Source organism: Dyadobacter sp. HNCC25DJ185 (assembly GCF_056895195.1).
This window is the reverse complement of record NZ_JBXHAR010000011.1, coordinates 135,712-158,223: the sequence shown is the minus strand read 5'-3', so window position 1 is coordinate 158,223 and position 22,512 is coordinate 135,712. Positions and strand designations below refer to the sequence as shown.

Below are 22,512 nucleotides of genomic sequence, written 5' to 3'. Positions count from 1 at the left end.
AACGTTGCCGGAATTATACATTTCATTAATTTTGTCAGACACTCACGTTTTACCTTTCAATGGTTGGAGATTTTTTGTTAAGACTGAATCAATTTCTTTCCCGCCACAAGACCGCGTTCTTTCTTAGTCTGATCCTGATTATCATCGCACTACTCGCCGGCATTACCCGCCTCCGGGTTAGCGAAAGTATTTTTGCAACCCTGCCCAAAGGCAAAAGCTTTGAAGAGTTCAACCGGCTGGTAGAAAGCAAAAACATCATCAACCAGATTGTCTTCTCCATTGAACTTCCTGCAGAGACCACAACGGATGATGCGAAATTGGTTACTGAGGCATTCTCCGATTCGCTCAGACGGCATACCAAAGGTTTGATCCGCAACATCCAGGCCGAAAGGCCCAATGTGCAGGAAGATGTTTATCAATACGTTTACAGCCATTTCCCACAATTGATCGATGCCGGATACTATCAGCATATTAGCCCCAAACTCCTGCCCGACTCGATCCGGTTCTCGGTACAATCTGTTTACAATCAACTGCTAACGCCCGGTGGCTCATTCCTCAAAAAGTTTATCCTCAATGATCCGCTGGGAATAACAGGCCGATATTTCCGTGAACTCAACGCCAGCAACAATGCGGGTGGCATGGTGATGGACGACGGCATGATGTTCACCGCAGACCGCAAGAAAGTCCTCGTTTTCGGATCGACCAGCTACGATTCGGGTAACTCGGAGAACAATGTGGCGTTATTTGATCTGACAGAAGCATTTAAGGAAAAATGGAATAAACAGCATCGCTATAACCATTTTTCCTACTTCGGGACCTTTGAAATATCGGCCAGAAACGCGATCCAGGTAAAAAAGGATTCCTATTATACTTCCTTCTTTGCGCTTGCCGGCATCTTGCTGCTGCTGGTATTTTACTACCGGAAAATGCTGATCCCGGTTTACATCATTCTTCCGGGGCTGTTCGGGGCCATTTTCGCACTAGGGATCATTGGTTATATCCGGCCCGATGTTTCCGGCATTTCGCTGGCTACGGGCGCCGTGATTTTCGGTATCCTGCTGGATTATGCGTTCCACTTTTTTACCCATTTAAGACATACCCATTCCATTCCGACGGCAATCAAAGAAGTCAGCGCACCGCTCCTTACAGGAAGTTTTACGACTGTGATGGCGTTCAGCGCACTGCATTTTGCAAACTCCACAGTTTTACAGGATTTCGGTCTTTTTTCTTCATTGAGTTTGCTGGGCGCTGCACTATTCACGCTCATTGCATTGCCGGTCATATTAGCCGCCACGTCTTTTGATTATCAAAAAGCCGCGCATACAGAAAGGACGTTCAGTTTTCCGGCCATTCCCACCCGATGGCGTACCGCCATACTGGGTATGATCGCCGTCCTGACATTGGTTTTTCTGTATTTCGCCCGTTTCACCGAATTCGACAGTGGTTTTGAAAATCTCAGTATCCAGGACGAAGACCTGCGGACGCGCGAGGAGGCACTGACTGGGATTGATCCGAAAAAAGAAAAAAGGATCTACGTTTTCGCTTCCGATCCAACAAGAGCAAACGCTGAGAAAGTCAATTTCGAAGTTTATCAACAGTTAAGTTCGCTCCATCATCAAGGGCGTATCAACAGTTTTGTCTCATCTGGTTCCCTGTTAATCCCCCAGGATCTAAGGCTGGAAAGAAGCAGGCGCTGGCACGAATTCTGGAATCCGGGCCGCAGAGACTCTACTTTCAAAACGCTCGATAAAGCTGCGTCGGCGACTGGGTTTAACCGGTACGCATTCGATGATTTCAAAAGCTGGACTGCCGCGCGGGGACAGTCTTCTGTCTCGCTCGATACTCTTTTTAATGAGCTGGGGATCGACAATCTGATCGACTCCAAATCGTCGGGCACCACATTCATTTCTACGGTTATCCTGAAACAAAGCGAGCTTTCGGGCGTCAAACAAGAGCTAAGAAAAATCAAGGGTGTGGAGATTTTTGACCGGGGCGAGCTGGCCGGTGAAATGCTTTCCATGGTCAGGGACGATTTCAATTACCTGCTGCTGATTTCCGCAGCTATCGTCTTTTTTACCTTATTGATAGTTTATGGTAGAATCGAGCTCACCTTGCTATCCTTTCTACCCATGGTCATCAGTTGGATCTGGATACTTGGCATTGCGGTGATCCTCGACATTAAATTCAATTTCGTGAATGTGATCGTAACGACTTTCATATTCGGCCTGGGCGACGATTTCAGCATTTTCGTTACCGACGGATTGCTAAGCAAATACAAATACAAAAAAGACACACTCCGCTCCTATCAGTCCGCCATTGCACTATCGGCAACCACTACGATCATCGGGACCGGCGTATTGTTTTTCGCAAAGCATCCCGCCATTCACTCCATTTCGCTGATCAGCGTCCTCGGGATTGTTTGCATCCTCTTTATCTCGTTCGTTTTCCAGCCGGTACTTTTTGATTTTTTTGTCCAAAACCGCATTGCACGCAAGAAAGCGCCGGTGACCATGCTGCCCTTCCTGATCAGTGTTTCGAGCTTTACCTACTTTCTGTCCGGCTGTCTTTTCCTGCATTCCAAGCTGGTCACCATCCTGATATTGCCGATCTCGAAAAAAAGAAAGAAGGCCATGATCAACAGTTCGCTTTCTTTTTATGCCAAAACGGTCATCTACTCAGGCCCTCATGTGAAGAAGACCTTCTCAGGGCTCGAAAATCTGGATATGAACAAACCCGTGATTTTCATCGCCAACCATACCTCGTTCCTGGACATTCTTTTGGCGATCATGCTGCATCCAAAGATTGTATTGATGGTCAAAGGCTGGGTTTACAATTCGCCTTTTTTTGGCCCGATCATCCGGTACGCAGGATATATTTACACCGACGACGGCCCCGAAGAAAACATTGAGAAGGTAAGACAGCTGGTCAATGACGGCTACTCCGTAATGATATTTCCTGAGGGAACACGATCGGAAGACGGGAAAATTGCCCGGTTCCACAAAGGCGCATTTTATCTTGCTGAGCAGCTAAACCTTGATATCCAGCCCATTCTGATTCACGGAGCTTCGTACGTGCTCCCCAAAAACGACTTTTTGATCCGCCCGGGCGCGTTAAACGTACGTGTATTGCCGCGTATCCATTACGCGGACATATCCTGGGGTAACACGCTTCGGGAAAAGACCAAAAATATCACCACCTATTTCAGGAAGAAATTCGAGGCTTTTGAATATGAAATGGAAGATGCAGACTTCATGAAGTATAAGATCTTTGCGAACTATGTCTTCAAAGGGCCCGTACTGGAATGGTATTTTAAGATTAAATGGACGCTGGAAAGCAAAAATTACGAGGCTTACAATGAATGGATCGGAGATCGTAAAGCAATTTTGGACATAGGTTGCGGGTATGGATATCTGTCATTTTATCTGCACTATAAGAATGAGGACAGGATGGTCACCGGGATTGATTACGATGAAGAGAAAATCCTGATCGCACAGAACAGCTATCTCAAAAACGACCATTTGAGCTTTGTTTACCAGGACATTATGGCAGCGGATTTTGGTAAAAAAGACGTGATATTTTTAAATGATATCCTTCATTATTTATCCAGGCTGAAACAAGTTAACTTGCTGGACAGATGTGCAGCGGCACTCAACCCAGGCGGAATTATTTTTGTCCGTGACGGGATTACTGACTTGGAAGACAGGCATCGGAACACACGAAAAACCGAAGCTCTTTCGACCGGCCTGTTCTCATTCAATAAAAAAGCCGAAGCATTCCATTTCATTTCCTCAGGGGACATAAAGGAATTTGCTGAAAAATACAGCCTCAGTTACGAAATGATGGAACATTCCAGCAATACGTCCAATGTTCTGTTCATTTTGCGGAAAAACTGATACCTGGCTACACTAAATCTCACCTTATCACTCTAACAACTTAAATGCAATCTTCCAGGCCTCAAAAAGAGTATGATTTCGTGATTGTAGGGAGCGGCCTCGGCGGTTTGGCATGTGCCAGTATCCTGGCAATGGAGGGTCACAGCGTGATCGTCCTGGAAAAAAACCATCAGATCGGCGGGCACCTTCAGGTTTACAGCAGGGATAAAAGCATTTATGATACGGGCGTCCATTATGTCGGCGGCATGGATGAAGGGGAGAATCTTTTTCAGTTTTTCAAATATTTCGGTATACTGGATAAACTGAAACTGAAAAGAATGGATGACGATCGTTTTGATGTGATCCGTTTTGATGACGGTAGCGAGTACTGGTATGCGCAGGGTTTTGAACATTTCGAAAAGCAACTCACAAGTTATTTCCCCGAGGAAAAGACGGCCATTGCAACTTATTGCAGCAAAATCAAGGAAATATGCAGCAAATTCCCGCTCTACAACCTCGAAGTATCCCATGCCGACTATCAGATGGACGGGGATGTTACCAGCGTGAACGCACATGATTACATCGCATCGCTGACAGATAATGTGCGCCTGCGCAATGTGCTGGCCGGGTCTAATTTGTTATACGCCGGTGTAAAAGGAAAGACCCCTTTTTATGTGCATGCACTGATCATGAAAAGCTATTTGTCCGGTGCCTATAAATTCATCGACGGCGGCTCTCAGATCGCCATCCAGATGAGCAAGGTGATCCGGCGACACGGGGGAGAGATCCATAAACATAAAAAAGTAGTTTCGGCCAACTACAACAGCCTGGGCGCGGTCACAGAAGTAGTGCTCGAAAATGGGGAAACGGTCAAAGGAAAACAGTTCATCTCCAATGTACATCCCGCTGTAACCATTGATATTTTCGGTTCCGAGCGTTTTTTGAACGTTTATAAAAACCGCGTACAAGGATTGGAGAACAGTATTTCAACATTTCTGGTCCACATTTCTTTCCATGAAAAAAGTTTTGAATATCTTAACTACAACATTTACCAGCATCACATCGACGACGTATGGGATGGAATTGACTATGATGAACAGACCTGGCCGCAAACCTATTTCATTTGCACACCCTATATCTCTAAAACCGATAAATATGCCGATTCCATGTCCATCATGACCTATATGAACGCGCAGGAAACCGCCCAGTGGGCCGACTCGTTCAGTACTGTTGCAGAACCGGGAAAAAGGGATGCTGAATACGGGCAGTTTAAAAAGGCCAAAGAAGCCCAGGTCATTAGAAAGCTGGAAACGGTGTTTCCCGGGATATCCTCCAAAATAAAAGCGGTCCATAGTGCATCCCCGCTGACTTTCCGGGATTATATAGGCAATCGCGACGGCTCTTTATACGGTATACTGAAAGACTCCGGATCTTCGGCCAGAACGCAGATCAATACAAAGACCAAAATTCCCAATTTGCATCTTACCGGGCAGAATATTTCCCTTCACGGGATATTGGGTGTCACGGTAAGTGCTTTTATTACTTGCTTTTCCTTCGTTGATAAAGAAATACTAGTCCAAAAAGTTAAAAATGCCTGATCTCATACAAACGGTTGACGTGGTTGTCATTGGTGCCGGACCAGCCGGAACTGTAGCAGCTTCTTATTTAAAAAAACAGGGTTACGATGTGACCATCCTGGAAAAAGAAAAATTCCCCCGCTTTCAGATTGGGGAAAGCCTTCTGCCATGTTGCATGATGCACTTGGAAGAATCGGGTTTACTGGAAGCCGTACAAGCGAAAAACTTCCAGAAAAAAACCGGCGCCGCTTTTATGAAGGGGGACCAGCGTTGCGAATTCTTTTTTTCGGAGCAGTTTACCAAAGGATGGACATGGACTTGGCAGGTAAAACGGGCAGACTTTGACTTAGCCCTGGCCGAGGAAACTCGCGCAAAAGGAGTGGATGTTAATTTTGAATGTGAAGTGCTGAGTGTAAGCTGCTCTTCGGAGAAGCAGGTCCTCCAATACCGGGACAACGAAAACAGGCATCATACCGTCCAATGCAAGTTCATTATCGACTCCAGCGGATATGGGCGCGTTCTACCGAGGCTGTTCGACCTTAGCAAGCCTTCGGCTTTTATGCCCAGAGGGGCCGTATTTTCTCATTTGGAAGATAAAAACAGGACTGAAAAAGCAAGCAACAATATTTTCGTTCACTCCTTCGACAACAATAAGTCCTGGATCTGGGCAATCCCTTTCTCCGACGGATCAACGTCTGTCGGAATTGTCGGGGACAAGGAGAAGATCATAGAACTGGCAGAGAATGACGGCGAAAAGTATAAAGAGTTCATCCGGAATTTTGAAGATTTACACGGCCGGTTCAGGGATTCAGCGTTCAAGTTTGAGCCGAGACATATTCTGGGGTATTCGATCGGAGTAAAGAAAATGTATGGAGAAGGCTTCGTACTTTCCGGAAACAGTACCGAATTCCTGGACCCTATATTTTCCTCCGGTGTGACCTTCGCAACGGCATCCGGGTTGCTGTCAGCCAAAATGGCCCACAAACACCTGCAAGGAGAAAAAGTAGATTGGAAGACAGAATATGAAGAGGTGATCCAAAAAGGAATCGATGTGTTCCGAAGCTACGTAACAGGCTGGTACAGCGGCGATTTCCAAACCATCGTTTTCGCGCGCGAAGTTGATAATGATATTAAAAACCAGATTTGCTCGGTATTAGCGGGATATGTATGGGACCAAAGTAATCCGTTCGTAAAAAAGCATGACACCATTTTGCCTACATTGGCCAAAGTCATCCGAATGAAAGAGCAGGCGACCTGAATTTTTTGTCCATTAAAATGAAGCCGTGTTGAACGCCTTTTGTGTGGTTATAAATCAATATATTTTGGGGACTCTCTGTTGAAATACGACTGAAAATGCACGCAGCGGGTATCTGCTTCCCGCCCAAAAGGTTAACCCCAAGCCAGGTAGCGAAAGCAGATGCCGTAGGATAGTCGCCTACCATGTTTTTGTAAACATAAGTATTGCTGTTCGGAAACAGTTTCTGGTGTACATCTTTATAAATATGATCTGTTCGGTTATCGCCGCTGATCCCAAGCACCAGGGTGTCAATGTCTGAAAAAATAAGTCCGTTTCGATGTAGAAAAGCCTCCAATCTCCTTTCAAGGTCTTCCTGTAAAAGATAACTGCTCTGAAACACATCTGCCAGGCGTGCAATTGCTCCCTCTTTATCTTCGGAGCTAACTACAAACATTGCAGCGCCTTCCCCATTCACAGATCCAGGGCTGTCGGAATGAAGCAATGTTTCCGAGGTAAATTCCCCGGTTTTGAAGGAACCTCCCAGCGAATCTATATTATGATTATAGTCTGATATTTCCTCCACGCTGCCAACCAGCAGCGTTTTCCCCTTTTTCTCTTCCAGTAACATCATCGCATCCAACAAAGCAGCCTCAAAAGCCAGGCCTTTATGTACATGCGTGGTATTGTATCCCGTTGTTTTGCTCATCAATGCGAGATTACCCGCAACCGCATTGGGGGTGCTCTGCACAAAGTTGGTGGGCGTCAGCGTACCTTCATTGTAATCCACGATCTGGTTGAGAAATTTAAGGCAATCTTCCAGGCCACCATTGGCTGTTCCCAGAATAATACCCTCAATGTCAGAAGATCGAATCAGCGGAAGCCCTGCACCGACTCCCATTCTCACCGCCTTGCCCATTCTCCTGAGCAACCCTGCCGGGATAAGCCCGCCATAATCCGGCTCGATAGCGGGGTATCTGTCGCCATGATAAACCTTTATCCTGCCGTCAAAAAAAGAATCATCGAATGTTTGCTGAGGCGATATGCAGGCGGTGTTGGTAATATACATCCTTAAATGACAATGGGTTTGATGGTTGCAGCCGATTACCTGGTGTCCGAGATAAACCTGCGGATTTCCTGTTCGTATTGATCAGCATGCTTTTGCTTTTCTTCCTCACTCCACCCCAATTCCTGTGCCATCAGGCTTACAACCTTGGGCAAACAGTTGAGGGTTTCGGCCCAATCGGTGATTTCCAGCCTGATCCTCCTCGCCAGGAAGTCCCTGGGCACAACGGCCATTTCATTCCGGACCCCATAAATCACCTCTGCCTTGATATAAGGATATTTGTCAACCAGCTTTTCTTTCCATGAGGGATTGTCCCGGGTTAAGTCAGCCACTGACCATGCCCTTGAACCGTATTTTCTAACCAGGTGCTGGCTGATTTTTTCCGATAAGCCATATTGCTCAGCCAATTCTTTCCACAGATCAAAGTTATAGTTTTCCCCACCTGCCAAGACGTGAGTGCCGGTAGTGCAAACATTTTTCCTGGCAAAAATCTCATCCGCCTGATCGACCGTGTCCTTTGCCATGAGCCGATAGGTAGTCCATTTACCTCCCAGTAAACTCACCAGGCCAGAGACCGCATCCACTTCGACCTCGTGATCCCGCACAAGGCTTTTTGTTGATTTGGAAGGATCGGCCGATAGTAAAGGGCGCAATCCGCCGAAACCGGCTTTCAATTGGCTGATATCAATCTGATTGGCAAGATACGGGTTGAGCGTATCGGCCAGGTATTGCTTTTCTTTTTCATTCAGCGTAGCCTCAGTGTCAATGTCATCGCATTCCGTGTCCGTAGTGCCAATCATCGTCGCCCCTTCAAATGGAATTGCAAACACCACCCTGCCGTCCGAAGTTTTGGGAATCAGCATGGCATACTCACTGTTGAGGGTTTCGGGTGGCAGCATAATGTGGACACCCTTACTTGGCCTGAGGCGCTCCGGCAATGCCGCGTTGGCCATCAGCCTTACCTTATCCGAAAATGGCCCGGTGCAGTTCATAACCATTTTCGATCTGATGCTAAACCGCGTTCCGCTTAATGCATCTTCTACGGTCACTTTATTCAATTTCCCTTGTTCATCCTTTTCAAATCCCGACACGTTCACATAATTCGCGATAACAGCCCCTTTTTCTGATGCTGACTGCACCAGCGCAAGACAGTAACGTGCGTCATCCAGCTGACCATCGTAGTACAACACACCGCTATGCAGTTTTTTCCGGTTAAGCGTCGGAATCTTCGCCAAAACTTCGTTTTTGTTGAGCCATTTGCTTTTAGGCAATGTATCGTTGATCGCGAAAGCGTCATACATCTGCAAGCCAATTTTGAAGTACAAACCTTCAAACCAGGAATTTACGGGAGTCATCAGGGCAAGGGGCCGTGCCAGATGAGGCGCATTTTTTAGCACAATATGCCGCTCCTCCAATCCATGGCGGACCTGCTTGAGCTGGGCAAAATCCAACTTCTTGAATGCCTGTTCCAGATACCGTACTCCACCGTGAATCAGCTTGGTAGACCGCGACGACGTTTCGGATGCAAAATCCTTTCTATCGATGAGCGCGACCTTATATCCCCTCAATACCGCATCCAGCGCACAGCCGGCACCACTCGCTCCGGCACCAATGATACAAATATCAAACTCTTCATTTTTCAGCCTTTCGAGAGATTCAATGCGGTTCATTATAGGTCTGTATAAATTATGCCTGTTCAAAAGTACGAAGTAGGGGGTTAAAAGCAGCCATTGATAAAGCTTCGGATAGCTAAATTAGGGACATTAATCAAGATCTATTTCATTCACAAATATCCTTCCTATTACCAGTGCAATGACACCAATGAGCAATTGCCTGTCCTGAATCTCATAAATCATGCTGTAATCTGCCTCACATACCCGCCCTTACCATTTACTGCTGACCTGGCCTTGAACTCGTTTCTAAACTTGAAATGGATTCTAATGATAGGCGGTGCGGCATGATCACCCATATGATATTAATCAGATTCGGAATCATGGTACAATAATTGCTCGCACTACAATGAGTCTGAGCATTTTTCTCAGCTCTTTGTCACATTATAAAATTTCAAAACCATGGGTTTACTATCATTTTTTACCGGTACAGGCGAAAAAGTTTTCAAAAAAGAAGAAACGGCCGCCCCTGCCCCTGCTGCGGAGCCCCTCCGTGCGAGCGCATTGCTGGCGCATGTGAAGGCGCTCGGTCTTGCATACAAAAATCTGACGGTTAAAACGTCCGGTGATACCGTCACGATAGAAGGAGACGTGGCTACACAGGAAGATGCTGAAAAAATTGCGCTCGCCGTGGGCAATGTAGAAGGTGTAAAAGTGGTCGATGACCGGCTCAAGGTCGCTACTGCCGCCCCGGCTGCGACTTATCATACTGTGGAAAAAGGGGACACCCTTTCGAAGATCGCAAAAACTGTATATGGAGATATGATGAAGTACCCGATTATTTTTGAAGCAAATAAACCCATGCTGACAGATCCGGATAAGATCTACCCCGGACAAGTACTGCGCATTCCGGCACAATAAAAGCATAAAAAAAGCAGCCTTTTTTCAAGGGCTGCTTTTTTTATGCTTTCTAAAAGATTAATCTTCCTGTGCAATGACGTTCAAAGTAATCTTGTGCTTCACTTCCTTATGAAGGTCGATTGTTGCAGAATAAGTACCGATCGATTTTACATCGTCAACGGTGATTTTCTTGCGGTCGATCTCGAAGCCTTTCGCTTTAAGGATATCCGCAACCTGGGTATTGGTAACGCGTCCGAAAATACGTCCGCTTTCTCCAACCACTGTTTTGATATCAATTGTCAGATCCCCGATAGCCGATGCGATATCTTCTGCATCTTTTTTCAGTTTCTCAGCTTTGTGGGCCGCCTGACGTACGTTTTCAGTAACGATCTTGCGGTTTGACGGATTGGCCAAAAGCGCATATCCCTGAGGAATAAGATAGTTACGACCGTATCCTGCTTTCACGGCTACGATATCGTTCTTATAGCCTACTCCTGCTATATCAGTTAAAAGTATGATTTCCATTGTTTGTAGCTCTTTCTTTGTTATTTCAATTGATCAGCAACAAATGGCAATAACGCCAAATGACGCGCTCTTTTAACTGCCTGGGACACTTTGCGCTGATATTTCAGGCTGGTTCCGGTCAGACGACGTGGAAGGATCTTTCCTTGCTCGTTGATCAGCTTCAACAAAAAGTCAGGATTCTTGTAGTCGATATATTTAATGCCTGCTTTCTTAAAACGGCAATATTTTTTGCGGTTATTGTTTTTTTCAACCGGCTCGTTTACTAGTGACATAGCTTATGCGTTTTCGGTTTTAGATTCGGTAGATTCTTCTCTTTTCTTTCCTACCAATCCTTTACGTTTCTTCTCGTTGTAAGCAATCGAATGCTTGTCAAGGACGATAGTCATAAAACGCAAAATGCGCTCATCACGACGGAATTCAGTTTCCAAAACGTCGACCACGTTTCCTTCTGTTGTGGTGTATTCCACAACGTGATAGAAACCTGAGTTTTTCTTTTGGATGGGGTAGGCCAGCTTGCGCAATCCCCAATTTTCTTCATGTACAATCGTCGCACCATTTGAGGTGAGGATTGTAGTGAATTTTTCAACGGCGTCCTTTGCCTGGGCCTCAGACAAAATGGGAGTTAGAATGAACACCGTTTCATATTGCTTAGACATACGGTAATTGATTAATTATTATAAATGTAAAACCCTCATATTGGAGTAACTACCAAAATGAGGGTGCAAAAATACGGCTTGAAATTCAAAATTCCAAGCAGCCATCAGACATAACTATAAGTTATTCAGTCAAAATATCATTTGACTGTAAAATCACCCTGCCCGATTTTGAAGCCCTCACTGTAGACTTCAATCGCATATTTTCCATCCTTAAGAGGAATTCCGCCGCGGCCATAGAAAATATCTACGGATTGGCCGGTGTTTGTGAAGGTTACTGTTTGTTTAGAACTGTAAATCAGCTCCTTGCCATTTACCATGAAAGAACCCGACCCAGTTGCCATATCCGACAAAACCGCCCCGTCAGGATCAAGTATCCGTAAGAAAATCTCTTTTTCATTCTGTTTCGCCAACGCGTTTTCTCCCAGCTTGAAATTCACTTTGAGCTTGTCGATGCGTTTAGCCTTGTATTTTCCGCCTTCCCGCTCTTTGCCTTTTGCAGAAACGGCATTAACCGTAAGATTTTCCGCCCTTAATGCAGAAGCAATATTGACTTTTTCGCTCAACTCTTTATTTTGGACGGAATAGTTGACGACCGAGTCGGCCAGCTGCTGTTTCTCTGTTTCCAGGCCGGTCACCTTTTGGCTAAGCTCCTCATTTTTACTTGTGACTATTCCCAATTCCTCTCTCAACCTTGCTATCTCCCCATCCTTTTCGGATAAAACCGATTCATAAGACCTGATTTTCTTGTTGTAATTGGCGGCAGAATACGTGCTTGCATTTTTTAATTCCCTTTTGTCCTTTTCCAGTTGTGCTTTCAGGGAAATCAACGAATCCACACTTCCGCCCAGCTTTTGAATTTCCGCTATTTTCACATCCAATTCGACAGAAATAGAGTCCAGTTTGGTCTTAATCGACAACACTTCCTCTGTTTTGGCTGTTATGATTTCATCCTTGGCAAGATTCTCCTGTTTTTCGTGGTATATAAAGTACACAAGCACCAAATTAAGCAATAGTAAAACTGCCAAAGCTGCCCATAACAGTGTCTTTCGATCTTGCTTTTGTTCCTGGTTGTAGTCCATACAGAAGGTTAAATTTTGAATTTAGTTGGTAAAAGAACTATGTTTTTTTCAATTTTGAAATATGTTAACATCGAATTCTGGCAGCAAATAGGTAATTTCTTGCTTTAATCAATTAATTATCAAAAAATTAGTCCCGCTCAATGCCTTCTATCTCCGAGAATATTGCCCGATTGGAAAAAGGATTAAAACAGGAAACGAAACTCGTTGCCGTAACAAAAACCAAGCCAGTTGAGGCTCTTCTGGAAGCTTATGCCGCTGGCTCCAAGAGGTTTGGGGAAAATAAGGTTCAGGAAATGGTTTCCAAATCCGAAGTCCTTCCAAAAGACATCGAGTGGCACATGATCGGTCATCTCCAGAGTAATAAAGTCAAATACATTGCTCCCTTCGTTGCCCTGATCCACTCGGTGGATAGCCTTAAATTACTTAAGGAAATCAATAAAGAAGCTATTAAGAACCAGCGTGTCATTGACTGCCTGCTGCAGATGTTTATCGCCCGGGAAGAAACCAAGTTTGGCCTGTCAGAAGATGAGGCCGTCGAAATACTCGAATCCCCTGAACTTAACCAGTTGGAAAACATCCGGATCATCGGATTAATGGGCATGGCCTCCAATACAGATGATCTTGAAATGGTAAGGTCCGAATTCCGAGGGTTGAAAAATACTTTTGAATCTTTGAAGAAGTATGAAAGCACCCGTGTCGTCATGAAAGAACTGTCTATGGGAATGAGCGGCGACTATCTGATTGCAATGGAAGAAGGCAGTACGCTTGTGAGGGCCGGAAGCGCCATTTTTGGCTCCCGTTGATCCTGTTTAAGCAATTTTCAGACCACTGCTCAATACCTGCTCCACCCTCTCCCGAACAAATTCAAATGTCAACTCGCGGCAAGGTACGCCGTGTTGACGGACAAAAACAGCATTTTCCTGGCGGCCAAATGCCCCTGAATAGGGATTATAGTCCGGAAAATTGTTCAGTGACCCCATTAAAATAACCCCATAGGTGCCGGTCGCATTGGCCAGATGCGAGGGCCCGCTATCCAATCCGATGAACAGGCCTGCCCTTCTGATCACCTCAGCCGTTTCGAGTATCGATAATGGCCCGCAAAGATTCCGGTAAGACTTTGTTTTGACTCTCAGGTCGCTGGCCTGCCCGATCTCAACGATACCATAGTCATAATGGTCAGCAAGCCATTCGACTAGCTGTTCCCAACGTTCCGATGGCCAATCTTTAGGCGCATAATTAGACCGGCAATGCAATACAACAAAACGTTCGGGAAGCCCAAGCGAATCTACTTTCTTGCGATGCGCATCCTCCAGATAAAGTCGCGGCTGGTCATCAAATGGAAATATCCCCCTTTCCGGAATCAGATCGCCGGTTTGGGCGAAAACTTCCAGCAGGTTTCCGTAATCGAAATAATTATAGATATTGATGTTCCTGCGCAATGCGACAGGGTTTTCTACAAATACATTACAAACCGGACAGTGGTTATTATTTCTGAACTGCAATTCGAAGACTTTATCAAATACACCTGACTGGAAAAGCACCTTTCTCTGAGTCACGCAGAATTCACTAAAAACCTCGTTAACAGCAGGATTTAGCGCAACAAGGCTGTTATAAGACGGTTTTACAAACCAGGCGATATGCGCATCCGGATGCAATGACCTCACATACCTGGAAATCGGCTCAGCCGCAATAATGTCCCCGAAATGTTCCGTACGAACGATGGCGATCAGCTGTTGCCCCTTTTTTAACCGGGATTTAACACCCCTGAAATGAAGCGCGGCTTTATAGCCCAGTAAATGGGCCTTAAAAATGTGTGAGTATTTCTTATAACGATGAGTCCAGAGCTGGATAAAGCTTTCTAACGCCATTTTGTAAATCTTTTCCACGAAAAGCGACGAGTGCTGCGGCGCTTTAATTCCAATCCCGCAAGATAATAAAATTGATTCAAACAGTTGGTTGCCCCTCGTCCACGGTCTAACTTTGCCCAGAGCCCCAAACAGCTTGCTTGTTTGGGGCTCTGGGTATTCTTATATTTTTTCAATTCAATAAAATCACTTCTTCACTATGAAATTTATGATTCAGGCCGGAGGTATTCTGGGTGCTCTGGCCGTCGCACTCGGCGCGTTCGGAGCGCACGCGCTAAAAGGGATGCTGGAAGCGTCAAACCGGACAGACACTTTCGAGACCGCTGTCAAATACCAGTTTTACCATGCATTAGCCATGGTTTTGGTGGGCTTGCTGATGCAGCGGGCCGGTGAAGATTCGGTCAGATTGCTTGGGTGGTCGGGCAATGCATTCGCGGCAGGGGTGATTATTTTTTCGGGTTCACTTTATGCGATCTGCTTTACGGGCATTACCAAATTTGGCGCAACGGCTCCTATCGGCGGCGTGGCATTAATTGCGGGCTGGGTTCTATTAATTATGGCTGCGGGCAAATTGTAATCAGCCCCTGGATAAGGTGAACGGACGTTGTGCGTCGATTTTAAGAAAAATAAAGAGCAAAATCGAAAATGACCACAACGAAGACCCTCCATAACTAAAGAACGGAAGAGGGATCCCGATTACGGGCATCAACCCGATCGTCATGCCTATGTTTACCAGAAAGTGAAAGAAAATAATCCCCGCGACACAATAGCCGTAGACCCTCGCGAACCGGCTGCGCTGTCGCTCAGCGAGGATGATCAGCCTGGAAATCAGCGCAATAAAAAGAAAAACCACTATCGCTGTTCCGACGAAACCGTGCTCTTCTCCCACCGTACAGAAAATAAAGTCGGTACTTTGTTCTGGCACGAAATCGAATTTCGTCTGTGTGCCTTGTAAAAAGCCCTTTCCTGTAAAACCGCCCGACCCGATCGCAATTTTAGACTGAATTACATTCCATCCAATTCCGCGGGGGTCCGAATCCGGGTCCAGAAGCACCATAATCCGGCCTCGCTGGTGTTTTTGAAGGACATTGTTCATGAAAAAGTCAACCCCAAAAACAATCCCGATCATGACAAATGCGACGATCACGGTAGCCCAAAGTCCACCTCTGCGCCTGGTCATCACAGGCATTAGCCAGATCACCAGCCCTGCAATAACAATGATCGCTCCTGCGATATACCATTTGACGAACAACAAAGTGATGATCAGCAAAGCGGCCATTACAATACCGATCGCCGGTATAAAACCGGGCATACCTTCCCGGTATAACACGATCGCAAAGGAGGCAAACACCAGCATGGAGCCGGTTTCATTGGACGCCAGGATCAGGAACGCCGGTAATGCGATGATCCCTAAAATCGGGTAATAGTCTTTTAGCTTCCTGGAAAGGCTTATGGCAGGGTCGCTCAGGTATTTTGAGATAGCCAAACTTACCGCTAGTTTGGAAAACTCGGCCGGCTGCAATGAAAACGCGCCTATCTTGATCCATGACCGGGAACCATTGATATTGGACCCTGCAAACAAAACCATGACCAGCAACAGGATAACCACGGCATAGATAATGAAGGAAAACGTTTCGTAAAACTTATAGTCGATCACGAGGATACAGATGATCAGCAAGGCAGCGGTGCCGATCCACATCAACTGCTTACCGGCATTGTTTGACAGGTCGAACATGCTGGTGCGCACTTCCGGATTGTACACGGCCGCATAAATATTGACCCAGCCAATACCAAGGCAAGCGATATATATGAGTACGACTACCCAGTCTACATTCTTGGTGATGGGTTTATTTTCAGCCATTTCTTTGAAATTGAAATTTTATATCGTTGATGAAATCCTAGTTATCTATCGAAACAGGCTGGTTAACCGGCGATTTGACGGTAATAGAAGGCTTCTTTTTGGTCGTATCAACCGGAGCTGGTTTCTTTTGTCCCGACAAAACCACTTTGCTCATAAAATCCGCTTTGAACATTCTCTCTTCCAATGCCTTATTGGTGATCTTCCTGGTGAGAAATTTCTCGATCAAAAGGTTGGCGATCGGCGCTGCTGCGGATCCACCGGCACCGGCATATTCCACAAAAACGGCAATCGCTATCTTGGGATCATCTACCGGTGCGAAGGCAATGAAAATGGAACTGTCGTCACCGCGCTTGTTTTGCGAGGTGCCCGTTTTGCCAGCAATCTCGATGCCCTCCACTTTGGACCTTCTGGCCGTTCCGCCTTCAACGGCACCGATCATTCCTTCAATGACAGGTTCAAAATTCCGTGCGTCGACTCCGGTTTCGTGCCTGATCAGGAACTCGGGGTTCACCGTTCTTTTATCGCCCACGCCGTGGATCACGTGGGGCGTGTAGAAATAACCTCTGTTGGCAATGATTGCAGCGACATTGGCCATTTTCAGTGGGGTGATCAACAACTCTCCCTCGCCAATGCTGAGCGAATAAATATTGGAAAACTTCCAGCGGTATTCCCCGTAAAAACGGTCATAATATTTTTTATCCGGCAAATTACCCTTGTACTCGCTCGGCAGGTCAATGCCAAGCCGCTGCCCGATCCCAAACTTGGCGATGCGGTCGTGCCAGTTATCGAGCCCTACAGCCGATGCCCTGAAAGTGTTTCTGATATTGTTTTTGTAAATAATCCGCCTGAAAACATTGTAGAAATAAGGGTTGCACGAATGCATCACCCCCAGAGCTACTGTCCCTGTTGCCGGGTGATTGTGGCAATGCATCGGGCAATTAGCATGTGTAAATCCACTGCCCGGGGTAATTACACCCTCCTGCAGACCAATCAATGCCTGGATCAATTTGAATGTTGATCCGGGCCGGTAACTTGCCATGACCGGCCGGTTAAACAAAGGCTTGTAAGGATTTCGGGCGAGAGCGGCAAAGTTCTTCGAAAAATACCGGCTCGCCAGAGAATTAGGATCGTAAGTCGGGGCCGATACCATGGTGATGATGCGGCCGGTTTTGGGCTCGATGGCCACAACACTACCTACCTTGTTAACCATCAAACTATCGGCATATTGCTGCACTTCCAGATCGATGCCGGAATACAGGTTTTCGCCGGCAACTGCCATAGTATCAAGCTCCCCGTTCTTCCAGGGCCCCTTGTAAACACCGCTTACATTCTGCATTACGAACTTAGTCCCTCGCTTTCCCCGCAATTCATTTTCATAGATTTTCTCGATCCCGCTCTGCCCAATGTAATCGCTTTGGCGATAGTAGGGCTCCTCCTGTTTTTCGAGTTGCGACTTGGTAATCTCACTCACATAACCCAAAGTATTCGCCAACGTAGGTGCAGTGTACGTACGCAGGGAACTCTTGGCAAATTCAAATCCCGAGTAATCGACCATCACGTCCTGAATGGAAGCGAAGTCCTCCTTGGATAGCTGGCGCAAAAACAACGACGGCTTTACACGGCTGTAGGCACTTGCGGCGGCCATTAGACTATCAAAATCCCGCCTTTCAATCCCAAGTACCTGGCAAAAACGAAGGGTATCGTCCACCCGTGCTTTGTAAGGCGTTACCAGTAAATCATAAACAGGGGTATTGTATACGATCAGCTTTCCTGTGCGGTCGTAGATCTGACCGCGGAAGGGGATTTCAATAACACGTTTAATGGAATTGCTGGACGATTCGATGGAGTAACTTTCATCCAAAACCTGTAAGTAGAAAAGTCGCAGCAAATAAATTAAACCAACTAAAGCAAAAAAGCCAATGATTACAAAGCGACGATTTTCAAGCATTCCGCACTAAAATTCCTGTTCCAATTTTCACACGAAGATCGTCATATCAAAAGAATTATCAAAGTCCTGGCATCCGGCAAATTCTGCAAAGTCTTTAATGATGAATAAATCATTTACGTACTACTCTCCTTTCGCGACTACCATCAAAACGTTCTCCTTATCTACAACCACCGCACCCTCAGGCAGGCCTTTGGGTTTTCTGACAAATTTCTTGGGGGTATAAATAACCGGGCACAACGAGTCGTTTTTACGTTTGGAATAAAACGCGGCAAGTTCGGCCGCCCGCTCGATTACAGGAGCAGGGAAGTTTTTGCCCGATTGGTTTTTAACCACGACGTGCGAGCCGGTCACATCCTTTGCATGCAGCCACAGGTCCTCTTTCCCGGCATATTGCTTCGTTAAAAGATCATTATTCTTTGCATTTCGTCCAATGAGTATGGTATATCCAAGAAACTCTACTTTTTTGAATAAATCCTGTACGGCAATAGTTGCTTTTGCCTGGTCGAGGTGATTAGTCTTGATATAAGCACGCAGTTCCCGAAGCGATTCCATTGCCTCAATCTGTGCCAGATGGCCATTCAACTTCACCTTATCCGCTTCCCGGGCCTCCAGACTTTCGTTCAGGCGCCCTATCTCGATTTTTTCGTTCTTTGATTTCCGGTAATAACCTTCGGCGTTCTTCTGGGCCGAGAGGTCCTTTTTCAATTTGACAATAATGGGCTGGTCGCGGTAGAAATCGTACAACTCTACTTTCTCGGCCCGCTCGGGTATCAGGTTGAGATTGGCCATGAGGATGTTGCCTATTTCATCATTTTTAATCGCGCCTTCGAGCTCGACCAGCTTGCCAAATGTATTTTCAAGATAGTTTTCAGTTTGCTGAATGCGTTTTCTCAAAATCCGAATGATATCCGCTTTTTCCTTTTCTATCCCGCTTTGTCGGATATATAAAAGGTAAAATGCGTTCAGCGCCTCCACGGGATCTCTGTACTCCTGGATGATCTCGCCTGTCTCAACCAATGACAAAACGGGTTCCAAATCAATTTTGCTGATGTAAAACCTTGAAGCATCCAGTTCCGCCAATACTCCCTGGATCACTTTCCAGCGTTCGACGGGATCCTCATTGCCTGCCAGCAAGGTGTTCACATAGGCATTTACCTGCTTCCCGAAAGTCGGAAAAAGGGCTTCATGCTTCATCCCATGCCGAATGTAAGCCTCAAATGATTGATCAATATCCCGGTCCAGGGAGTTTATTGTAATATTTTTATCCGCAGATAACTTATTGTTAAAAAGTTGGGTCGCCCTGTTACCGGCGTCAAATCCGATGAGATTGGAGCGGTTTCCAAAAAGTTTAAAGACCAGTTTTTTCTGGTCAGCAAACTCAATCTGAATGGCCCGCTCATTCCGGAAAACTTTTACAAAATCGACTTGCACGTTCTCGAAATCGGAAAACAAGTTCACGCTGTTTTTGCGTGCACGGTCAAATTTCTCGGGAAAGCTCAGGCAAGAAAACCGGGATGTAAGCGTGGCCTTGATAAAAAACGGATCAACCAGCTGGTACGGGCTTTCCGACGCTGCAAATACCATCACCAACTCGTCCTTCTCCTGGCTAAAAGCTTCTATAAAGACTTTTCCGGCCAGTTGTTCATGCAGCCGGGGAGCTAGGTGTTTTAAGAAATAATAGTTCTGATGCACGGGTACCCTTTGTTTTCGGGCAAACTTAGGGAGATTTTGCTCCGGGCTGAAATTTTTCGTTTGAACAGCCACAAATGATCCGCGACAAACCTACCGGAAAACCTGCATTTCAGGCCGTTAGAAAATTGATTTGACTTTATTCCGCATAACCTGTTACCTTTTAAAAACCCTGCGTCTAAGTGAATAGCCTAATTATTTTTTCGTTTAATCGTCGTTTTTATGGGGTTATTGACCCGATTCAAGAAACGCATTTGTACTTCCGCCCAAAGCTGGGTGGGCTTAAGCAAACTAGTTGTTTTTACGTTACTGCTGCAAATTCAGGTACCCGATTTAAGCGCCCAGCAAACCAACAGCCGCAACTACATCATTTCCCGCACTTACAAACAATCCGGCGCAGACCCCAATGATGTCAGCAAGGCGGGCAAAGAGGTGGCTTCTGATATCTCCAGAAGAGCTAATGATTTGTTAACAGAGCCGACGCTCCCACCTCAAACTATCGTAATTAAGGATGGGGTGCAAATTGTACACTATACAAAAGGAGAGATCATGGCCTTCCTCATTTACATGTCAAGGGAGGTTAATTATAATCAGCAATGATTGCAATGGAAATTTGAATATTTCATGGAGTAAATGGGCGATCAAGTAGCCCAATGCTACTGTTACGGCGAATAATCGCGAACAAATTCAGAAGGCTTGGTGAGAATTTGTTTGTCCAAGTCTTATGAAACCTGAGTTTTCACCTCAGGCAAAGATTATTGACAATAATATCGCTTGTAACACTTCTTACAGGCAGTGATTCGACAATTAAAAAACAAACCATATGAAAGACAAAAACGAAACACCGAAGGTGACAGGAATTGGCGGTATTTTCTTTTTTTCAGAAAATCCGAAAGAAGCAAAAGAATGGTATACCAAAAATTTAGGCATTGAGATCAATGATTGGGGCTCTTCAAGTTTTGAATCCAGGAATATAGACAGGCCCGATGAGATCAATTCCCTTCAATGGAAGCCCTTCAAAAAAGGAGACGAATATTTCTCCCCTTCCCAGAAGGATTTTATGATTAACTACCAGGTTCAGAACCTTGAAGGACTGGTTGAAAAACTCAAAGAAAACGGGGTAACCATCCTGGACAGCATAGCAACTTACGACTTCGGGAAGTTCATCCATATTATGGATGCGGAAGGCAACAAGATCGAACTATGGGAACCTGCCTAAGAACGCAACCAAAGGTGATTTGACACTTCGCTATCACTCAAAGACTTTCCCTGCCCACTTGAACAAACGAAACGGCATAACCACCACCGTTTCGTTTGCATCTTGCCCAATAAGGTCTCATTGCTCACTACCAGGCTGGTGGCTCCTGGTTGTGCCTGAGCTCAGTTATTTTGTCGCGTTTATACAAGACTGACTGTTGTGCGTTCCGGAATTTTGTACCACAAACATCAGACAGAAGTTATGTTGGTACAAAACAAACAAATCGCCATAGTGGGCGGCGGTCCCGGCGGACTAACCTTAGCAAGGCTTTTACAACTGAAAGGCGCAACCGTAAAAGTATACGAAAGGGATTTTGATAAAAATGCCCGTTTAGTAGGCTCTCCACTTGATATGCACTACGAATCAGGAATGGCAGCTTTGCGCCAAGCGGGTTTGCTGGACGAATTTAAAAAGAACTTTCGCCCGGCTGCAGCTAAAAAGGTGATCGTCAATGAACGTGCTGAAATACTGTTCAGCAACCACAAGACCGAACTTGATGCAGATTTTGGAAGTGTGCTTTTTCGCCCAGAGATAGACCGCGTTTCATTGAGAAATATGTTGCTGGAATCCCTCCTGCCCGAAACGGTTATGTGGGGCATGCATTTTATTTCAATGGAAATGAAAAATGAGGGCTGGTTGCTGCAATTCAAAAACGGCCAGTCTGCTTACGCAGATATTGTTATTGCTGCTGATGGCGCGCGTTCTAAAATCAGGCCCTACATGACCAGCATCAAGCCTTTTTACACGGGTGTTACCATGGTTGAAGGCAATGTTAATGATGCCGAAAGGGCAACGCCTGCTATCAGCGGGTTGCTCGAGGGCGGAGCATTGCTGGCTTTCGGTAACACGAAAAATCTGTTCATGGGATTGAAAGGCGATGGGAATTTGACTTTTTACATCAGTTTTAAGACAGATGAGAGCTGGGCGGCAGGCAATGGACTGGATTATTCTGACAATACACAAATGCTGGATTGGTTCAAACAAGCGTATGCAGGTTGGAGCAGTATCTGGTACGGCCTGTTTGAACATGCTGCAGCACCTTTTGTACCCCGCCCACTTTATTGTATGCCCTTGGATCAAACCTGGGAAGCCTTACCCAACCTGACCATGCTTGGAGACGCGGCGCACGTGATGCCACCCTCTGCCGGAGCAGGCGCGAACCTGGCCATGTTTGATGCCCTGGAATTAAGTACATGTTTAACATCTGACCGGTACTCTACTTTGCGCGAAGCTATTTCCTCTTACGAAATAAGTATGCAAAAAAGGGCAGCGGAGGCAGCGAAAATATCCTTAGAAAACGGGGATTGGATGCATAGCCCCGGCGCGCTCGACAAAATGCTGGCGTTTTTTCGGGTAGCGTAAATCCCGGGGG

The 22,512-nt window shown here is 45.9% G+C and carries 19 protein-coding genes; 9 read left to right on the top strand and 10 right to left on the bottom strand.

Annotation, left to right across the window (positions count from 1 at the left end):
* Positions 1 to 74 precede the first annotated feature (74 nt).
* The 3 genes from AC1XUF_RS27305 to AC1XUF_RS27295 are packed head-to-tail and all read left to right on the top strand — an operon-like array spanning position 75 to position 6,707.
* Positions 75 to 3,893: a 1-acyl-sn-glycerol-3-phosphate acyltransferase gene (locus AC1XUF_RS27305; RefSeq protein WP_483345037.1), complete on the top strand. Its 3,819-nt coding sequence runs from the start codon at positions 75 to 77 to the stop codon at positions 3,891 to 3,893.
* A gap of 44 nt (positions 3,894 to 3,937) precedes the next feature.
* Positions 3,938 to 5,470, top strand: coding sequence for a phytoene desaturase family protein (locus AC1XUF_RS27300; protein ID WP_483345036.1), 1,533 nt, complete (start codon positions 3,938 to 3,940; stop codon positions 5,468 to 5,470).
* Entirely contained in the window at positions 5,463 to 6,707 is a 1,245-nt protein-coding gene (locus AC1XUF_RS27295) for an NAD(P)/FAD-dependent oxidoreductase (RefSeq protein ID WP_483345035.1), read from the top strand. Before AC1XUF_RS27300 ends, AC1XUF_RS27295 begins: the two co-directional genes overlap by 8 nt.
* On the opposite strand, the gene AC1XUF_RS27290 is transcribed toward AC1XUF_RS27295, so the two are convergent.
* Both AC1XUF_RS27290 and AC1XUF_RS27285 read right to left on the bottom strand, forming a co-directional pair.
* Entirely contained in the window at positions 6,679 to 7,752 is a 1,074-nt protein-coding gene (locus AC1XUF_RS27290) for a beta-ketoacyl synthase chain length factor (RefSeq protein ID WP_483345034.1), read from the bottom strand. The two genes, AC1XUF_RS27295 and AC1XUF_RS27290, sit on opposite strands and share 29 nt — an antisense overlap.
* A 35-nt stretch (positions 7,753 to 7,787) precedes the next feature.
* Complete coding sequence (locus tag AC1XUF_RS27285; protein ID WP_483345033.1) at positions 7,788 to 9,419, bottom strand: glycerol-3-phosphate dehydrogenase/oxidase; 1,632 nt, start codon at positions 9,417 to 9,419, stop codon at positions 7,788 to 7,790.
* Positions 9,420 to 9,821: 402 nt separating this feature from the next.
* Here AC1XUF_RS27285 and lysM point away from each other — a divergent pair, with 402 nt between their 5' ends.
* Entirely contained in the window at positions 9,822 to 10,280 is a 459-nt protein-coding gene (lysM, locus tag AC1XUF_RS27280) for a peptidoglycan-binding protein LysM (protein WP_483345032.1), read from the top strand.
* A gap of 57 nt (positions 10,281 to 10,337) precedes the next feature.
* Here the strand turns inward: lysM and rplI are convergent, their stop codons facing one another.
* From rplI to AC1XUF_RS27260, 4 genes are all read right to left on the bottom strand, one after another.
* Positions 10,338 to 10,784 (bottom strand): 50S ribosomal protein L9, encoded by a 447-nt coding sequence (gene rplI / locus AC1XUF_RS27275; RefSeq protein ID WP_483345031.1) that lies wholly within the window; start codon positions 10,782 to 10,784, stop codon positions 10,338 to 10,340.
* A 20-nt stretch (positions 10,785 to 10,804) separates the two neighbouring features.
* Complete coding sequence (gene rpsR / locus AC1XUF_RS27270) at positions 10,805 to 11,056, bottom strand: 30S ribosomal protein S18 (protein WP_483345030.1); 252 nt, start codon at positions 11,054 to 11,056, stop codon at positions 10,805 to 10,807.
* A 3-nt stretch (positions 11,057 to 11,059) separates the two neighbouring features.
* Positions 11,060 to 11,440 (bottom strand): 30S ribosomal protein S6, encoded by a 381-nt coding sequence (rpsF, locus tag AC1XUF_RS27265; protein ID WP_483345029.1) that lies wholly within the window; start codon positions 11,438 to 11,440, stop codon positions 11,060 to 11,062.
* A gap of 137 nt (positions 11,441 to 11,577) precedes the next feature.
* A complete protein-coding gene (locus AC1XUF_RS27260) occupies positions 11,578 to 12,519 on the bottom strand; it encodes a hypothetical protein (protein ID WP_483345028.1) in 942 nt (313 codons plus the stop codon).
* A 140-nt stretch (positions 12,520 to 12,659) separates the two neighbouring features.
* Between AC1XUF_RS27260 and AC1XUF_RS27255 the strand changes: the two genes are divergently transcribed.
* On the top strand, positions 12,660 to 13,322 hold the full coding sequence (locus AC1XUF_RS27255; protein WP_483345027.1) for a YggS family pyridoxal phosphate-dependent enzyme: 663 nt from the start codon (positions 12,660 to 12,662) through the stop codon (positions 13,320 to 13,322).
* Positions 13,323 to 13,328: 6 nt separating this feature from the next.
* On the opposite strand, the gene AC1XUF_RS27250 is transcribed toward AC1XUF_RS27255, so the two are convergent.
* Complete coding sequence (locus AC1XUF_RS27250; protein WP_483345026.1) at positions 13,329 to 14,387, bottom strand: glycosyltransferase family 9 protein; 1,059 nt, start codon at positions 14,385 to 14,387, stop codon at positions 13,329 to 13,331.
* 196 nt (positions 14,388 to 14,583) lie between these two features.
* On the opposite strand from AC1XUF_RS27250, the gene AC1XUF_RS27245 reads away from it, so the two are divergent.
* A complete protein-coding gene (locus AC1XUF_RS27245; RefSeq protein ID WP_483345025.1) occupies positions 14,584 to 14,961 on the top strand; it encodes a DUF423 domain-containing protein in 378 nt (125 codons plus the stop codon).
* On the opposite strand, the gene rodA is transcribed toward AC1XUF_RS27245, so the two are convergent.
* From rodA to AC1XUF_RS27230, 3 genes are all read right to left on the bottom strand, one after another.
* The gene (gene rodA, locus AC1XUF_RS27240; RefSeq protein ID WP_483345024.1) at positions 14,962 to 16,245 is read right to left on the bottom strand and encodes a rod shape-determining protein RodA; all 1,284 of its coding nucleotides are present in this window, start codon (positions 16,243 to 16,245) and stop codon (positions 14,962 to 14,964) included.
* Between the two features lie 37 nt (positions 16,246 to 16,282).
* The gene (locus tag AC1XUF_RS27235; RefSeq protein ID WP_483345023.1) at positions 16,283 to 18,193 is read right to left on the bottom strand and encodes a penicillin-binding transpeptidase domain-containing protein; all 1,911 of its coding nucleotides are present in this window, start codon (positions 18,191 to 18,193) and stop codon (positions 16,283 to 16,285) included.
* Between the two features lie 120 nt (positions 18,194 to 18,313).
* Positions 18,314 to 19,885, bottom strand: a complete 1,572-nt coding sequence (locus tag AC1XUF_RS27230; protein WP_483345022.1) for an NFACT RNA binding domain-containing protein — start codon at positions 19,883 to 19,885, stop codon at positions 18,314 to 18,316.
* Between the two features lie 219 nt (positions 19,886 to 20,104).
* Between AC1XUF_RS27230 and AC1XUF_RS27225 the strand changes: the two genes are divergently transcribed.
* The 3 genes from AC1XUF_RS27225 (at position 20,105) to AC1XUF_RS27215 (ending at position 22,502) form a co-directional block, all read left to right on the top strand.
* Positions 20,105 to 20,482, top strand: a complete 378-nt coding sequence (locus AC1XUF_RS27225; RefSeq protein WP_483345021.1) for a hypothetical protein — start codon at positions 20,105 to 20,107, stop codon at positions 20,480 to 20,482.
* Positions 20,483 to 20,705: 223 nt separating this feature from the next.
* Entirely contained in the window at positions 20,706 to 21,101 is a 396-nt protein-coding gene (locus tag AC1XUF_RS27220; RefSeq protein ID WP_483345020.1) for a VOC family protein, read from the top strand.
* A gap of 240 nt (positions 21,102 to 21,341) precedes the next feature.
* Positions 21,342 to 22,502, top strand: a complete 1,161-nt coding sequence (locus AC1XUF_RS27215; protein ID WP_483345019.1) for an FAD-dependent oxidoreductase — start codon at positions 21,342 to 21,344, stop codon at positions 22,500 to 22,502.
* Positions 22,503 to 22,512: the final 10 nt, after the last annotated feature.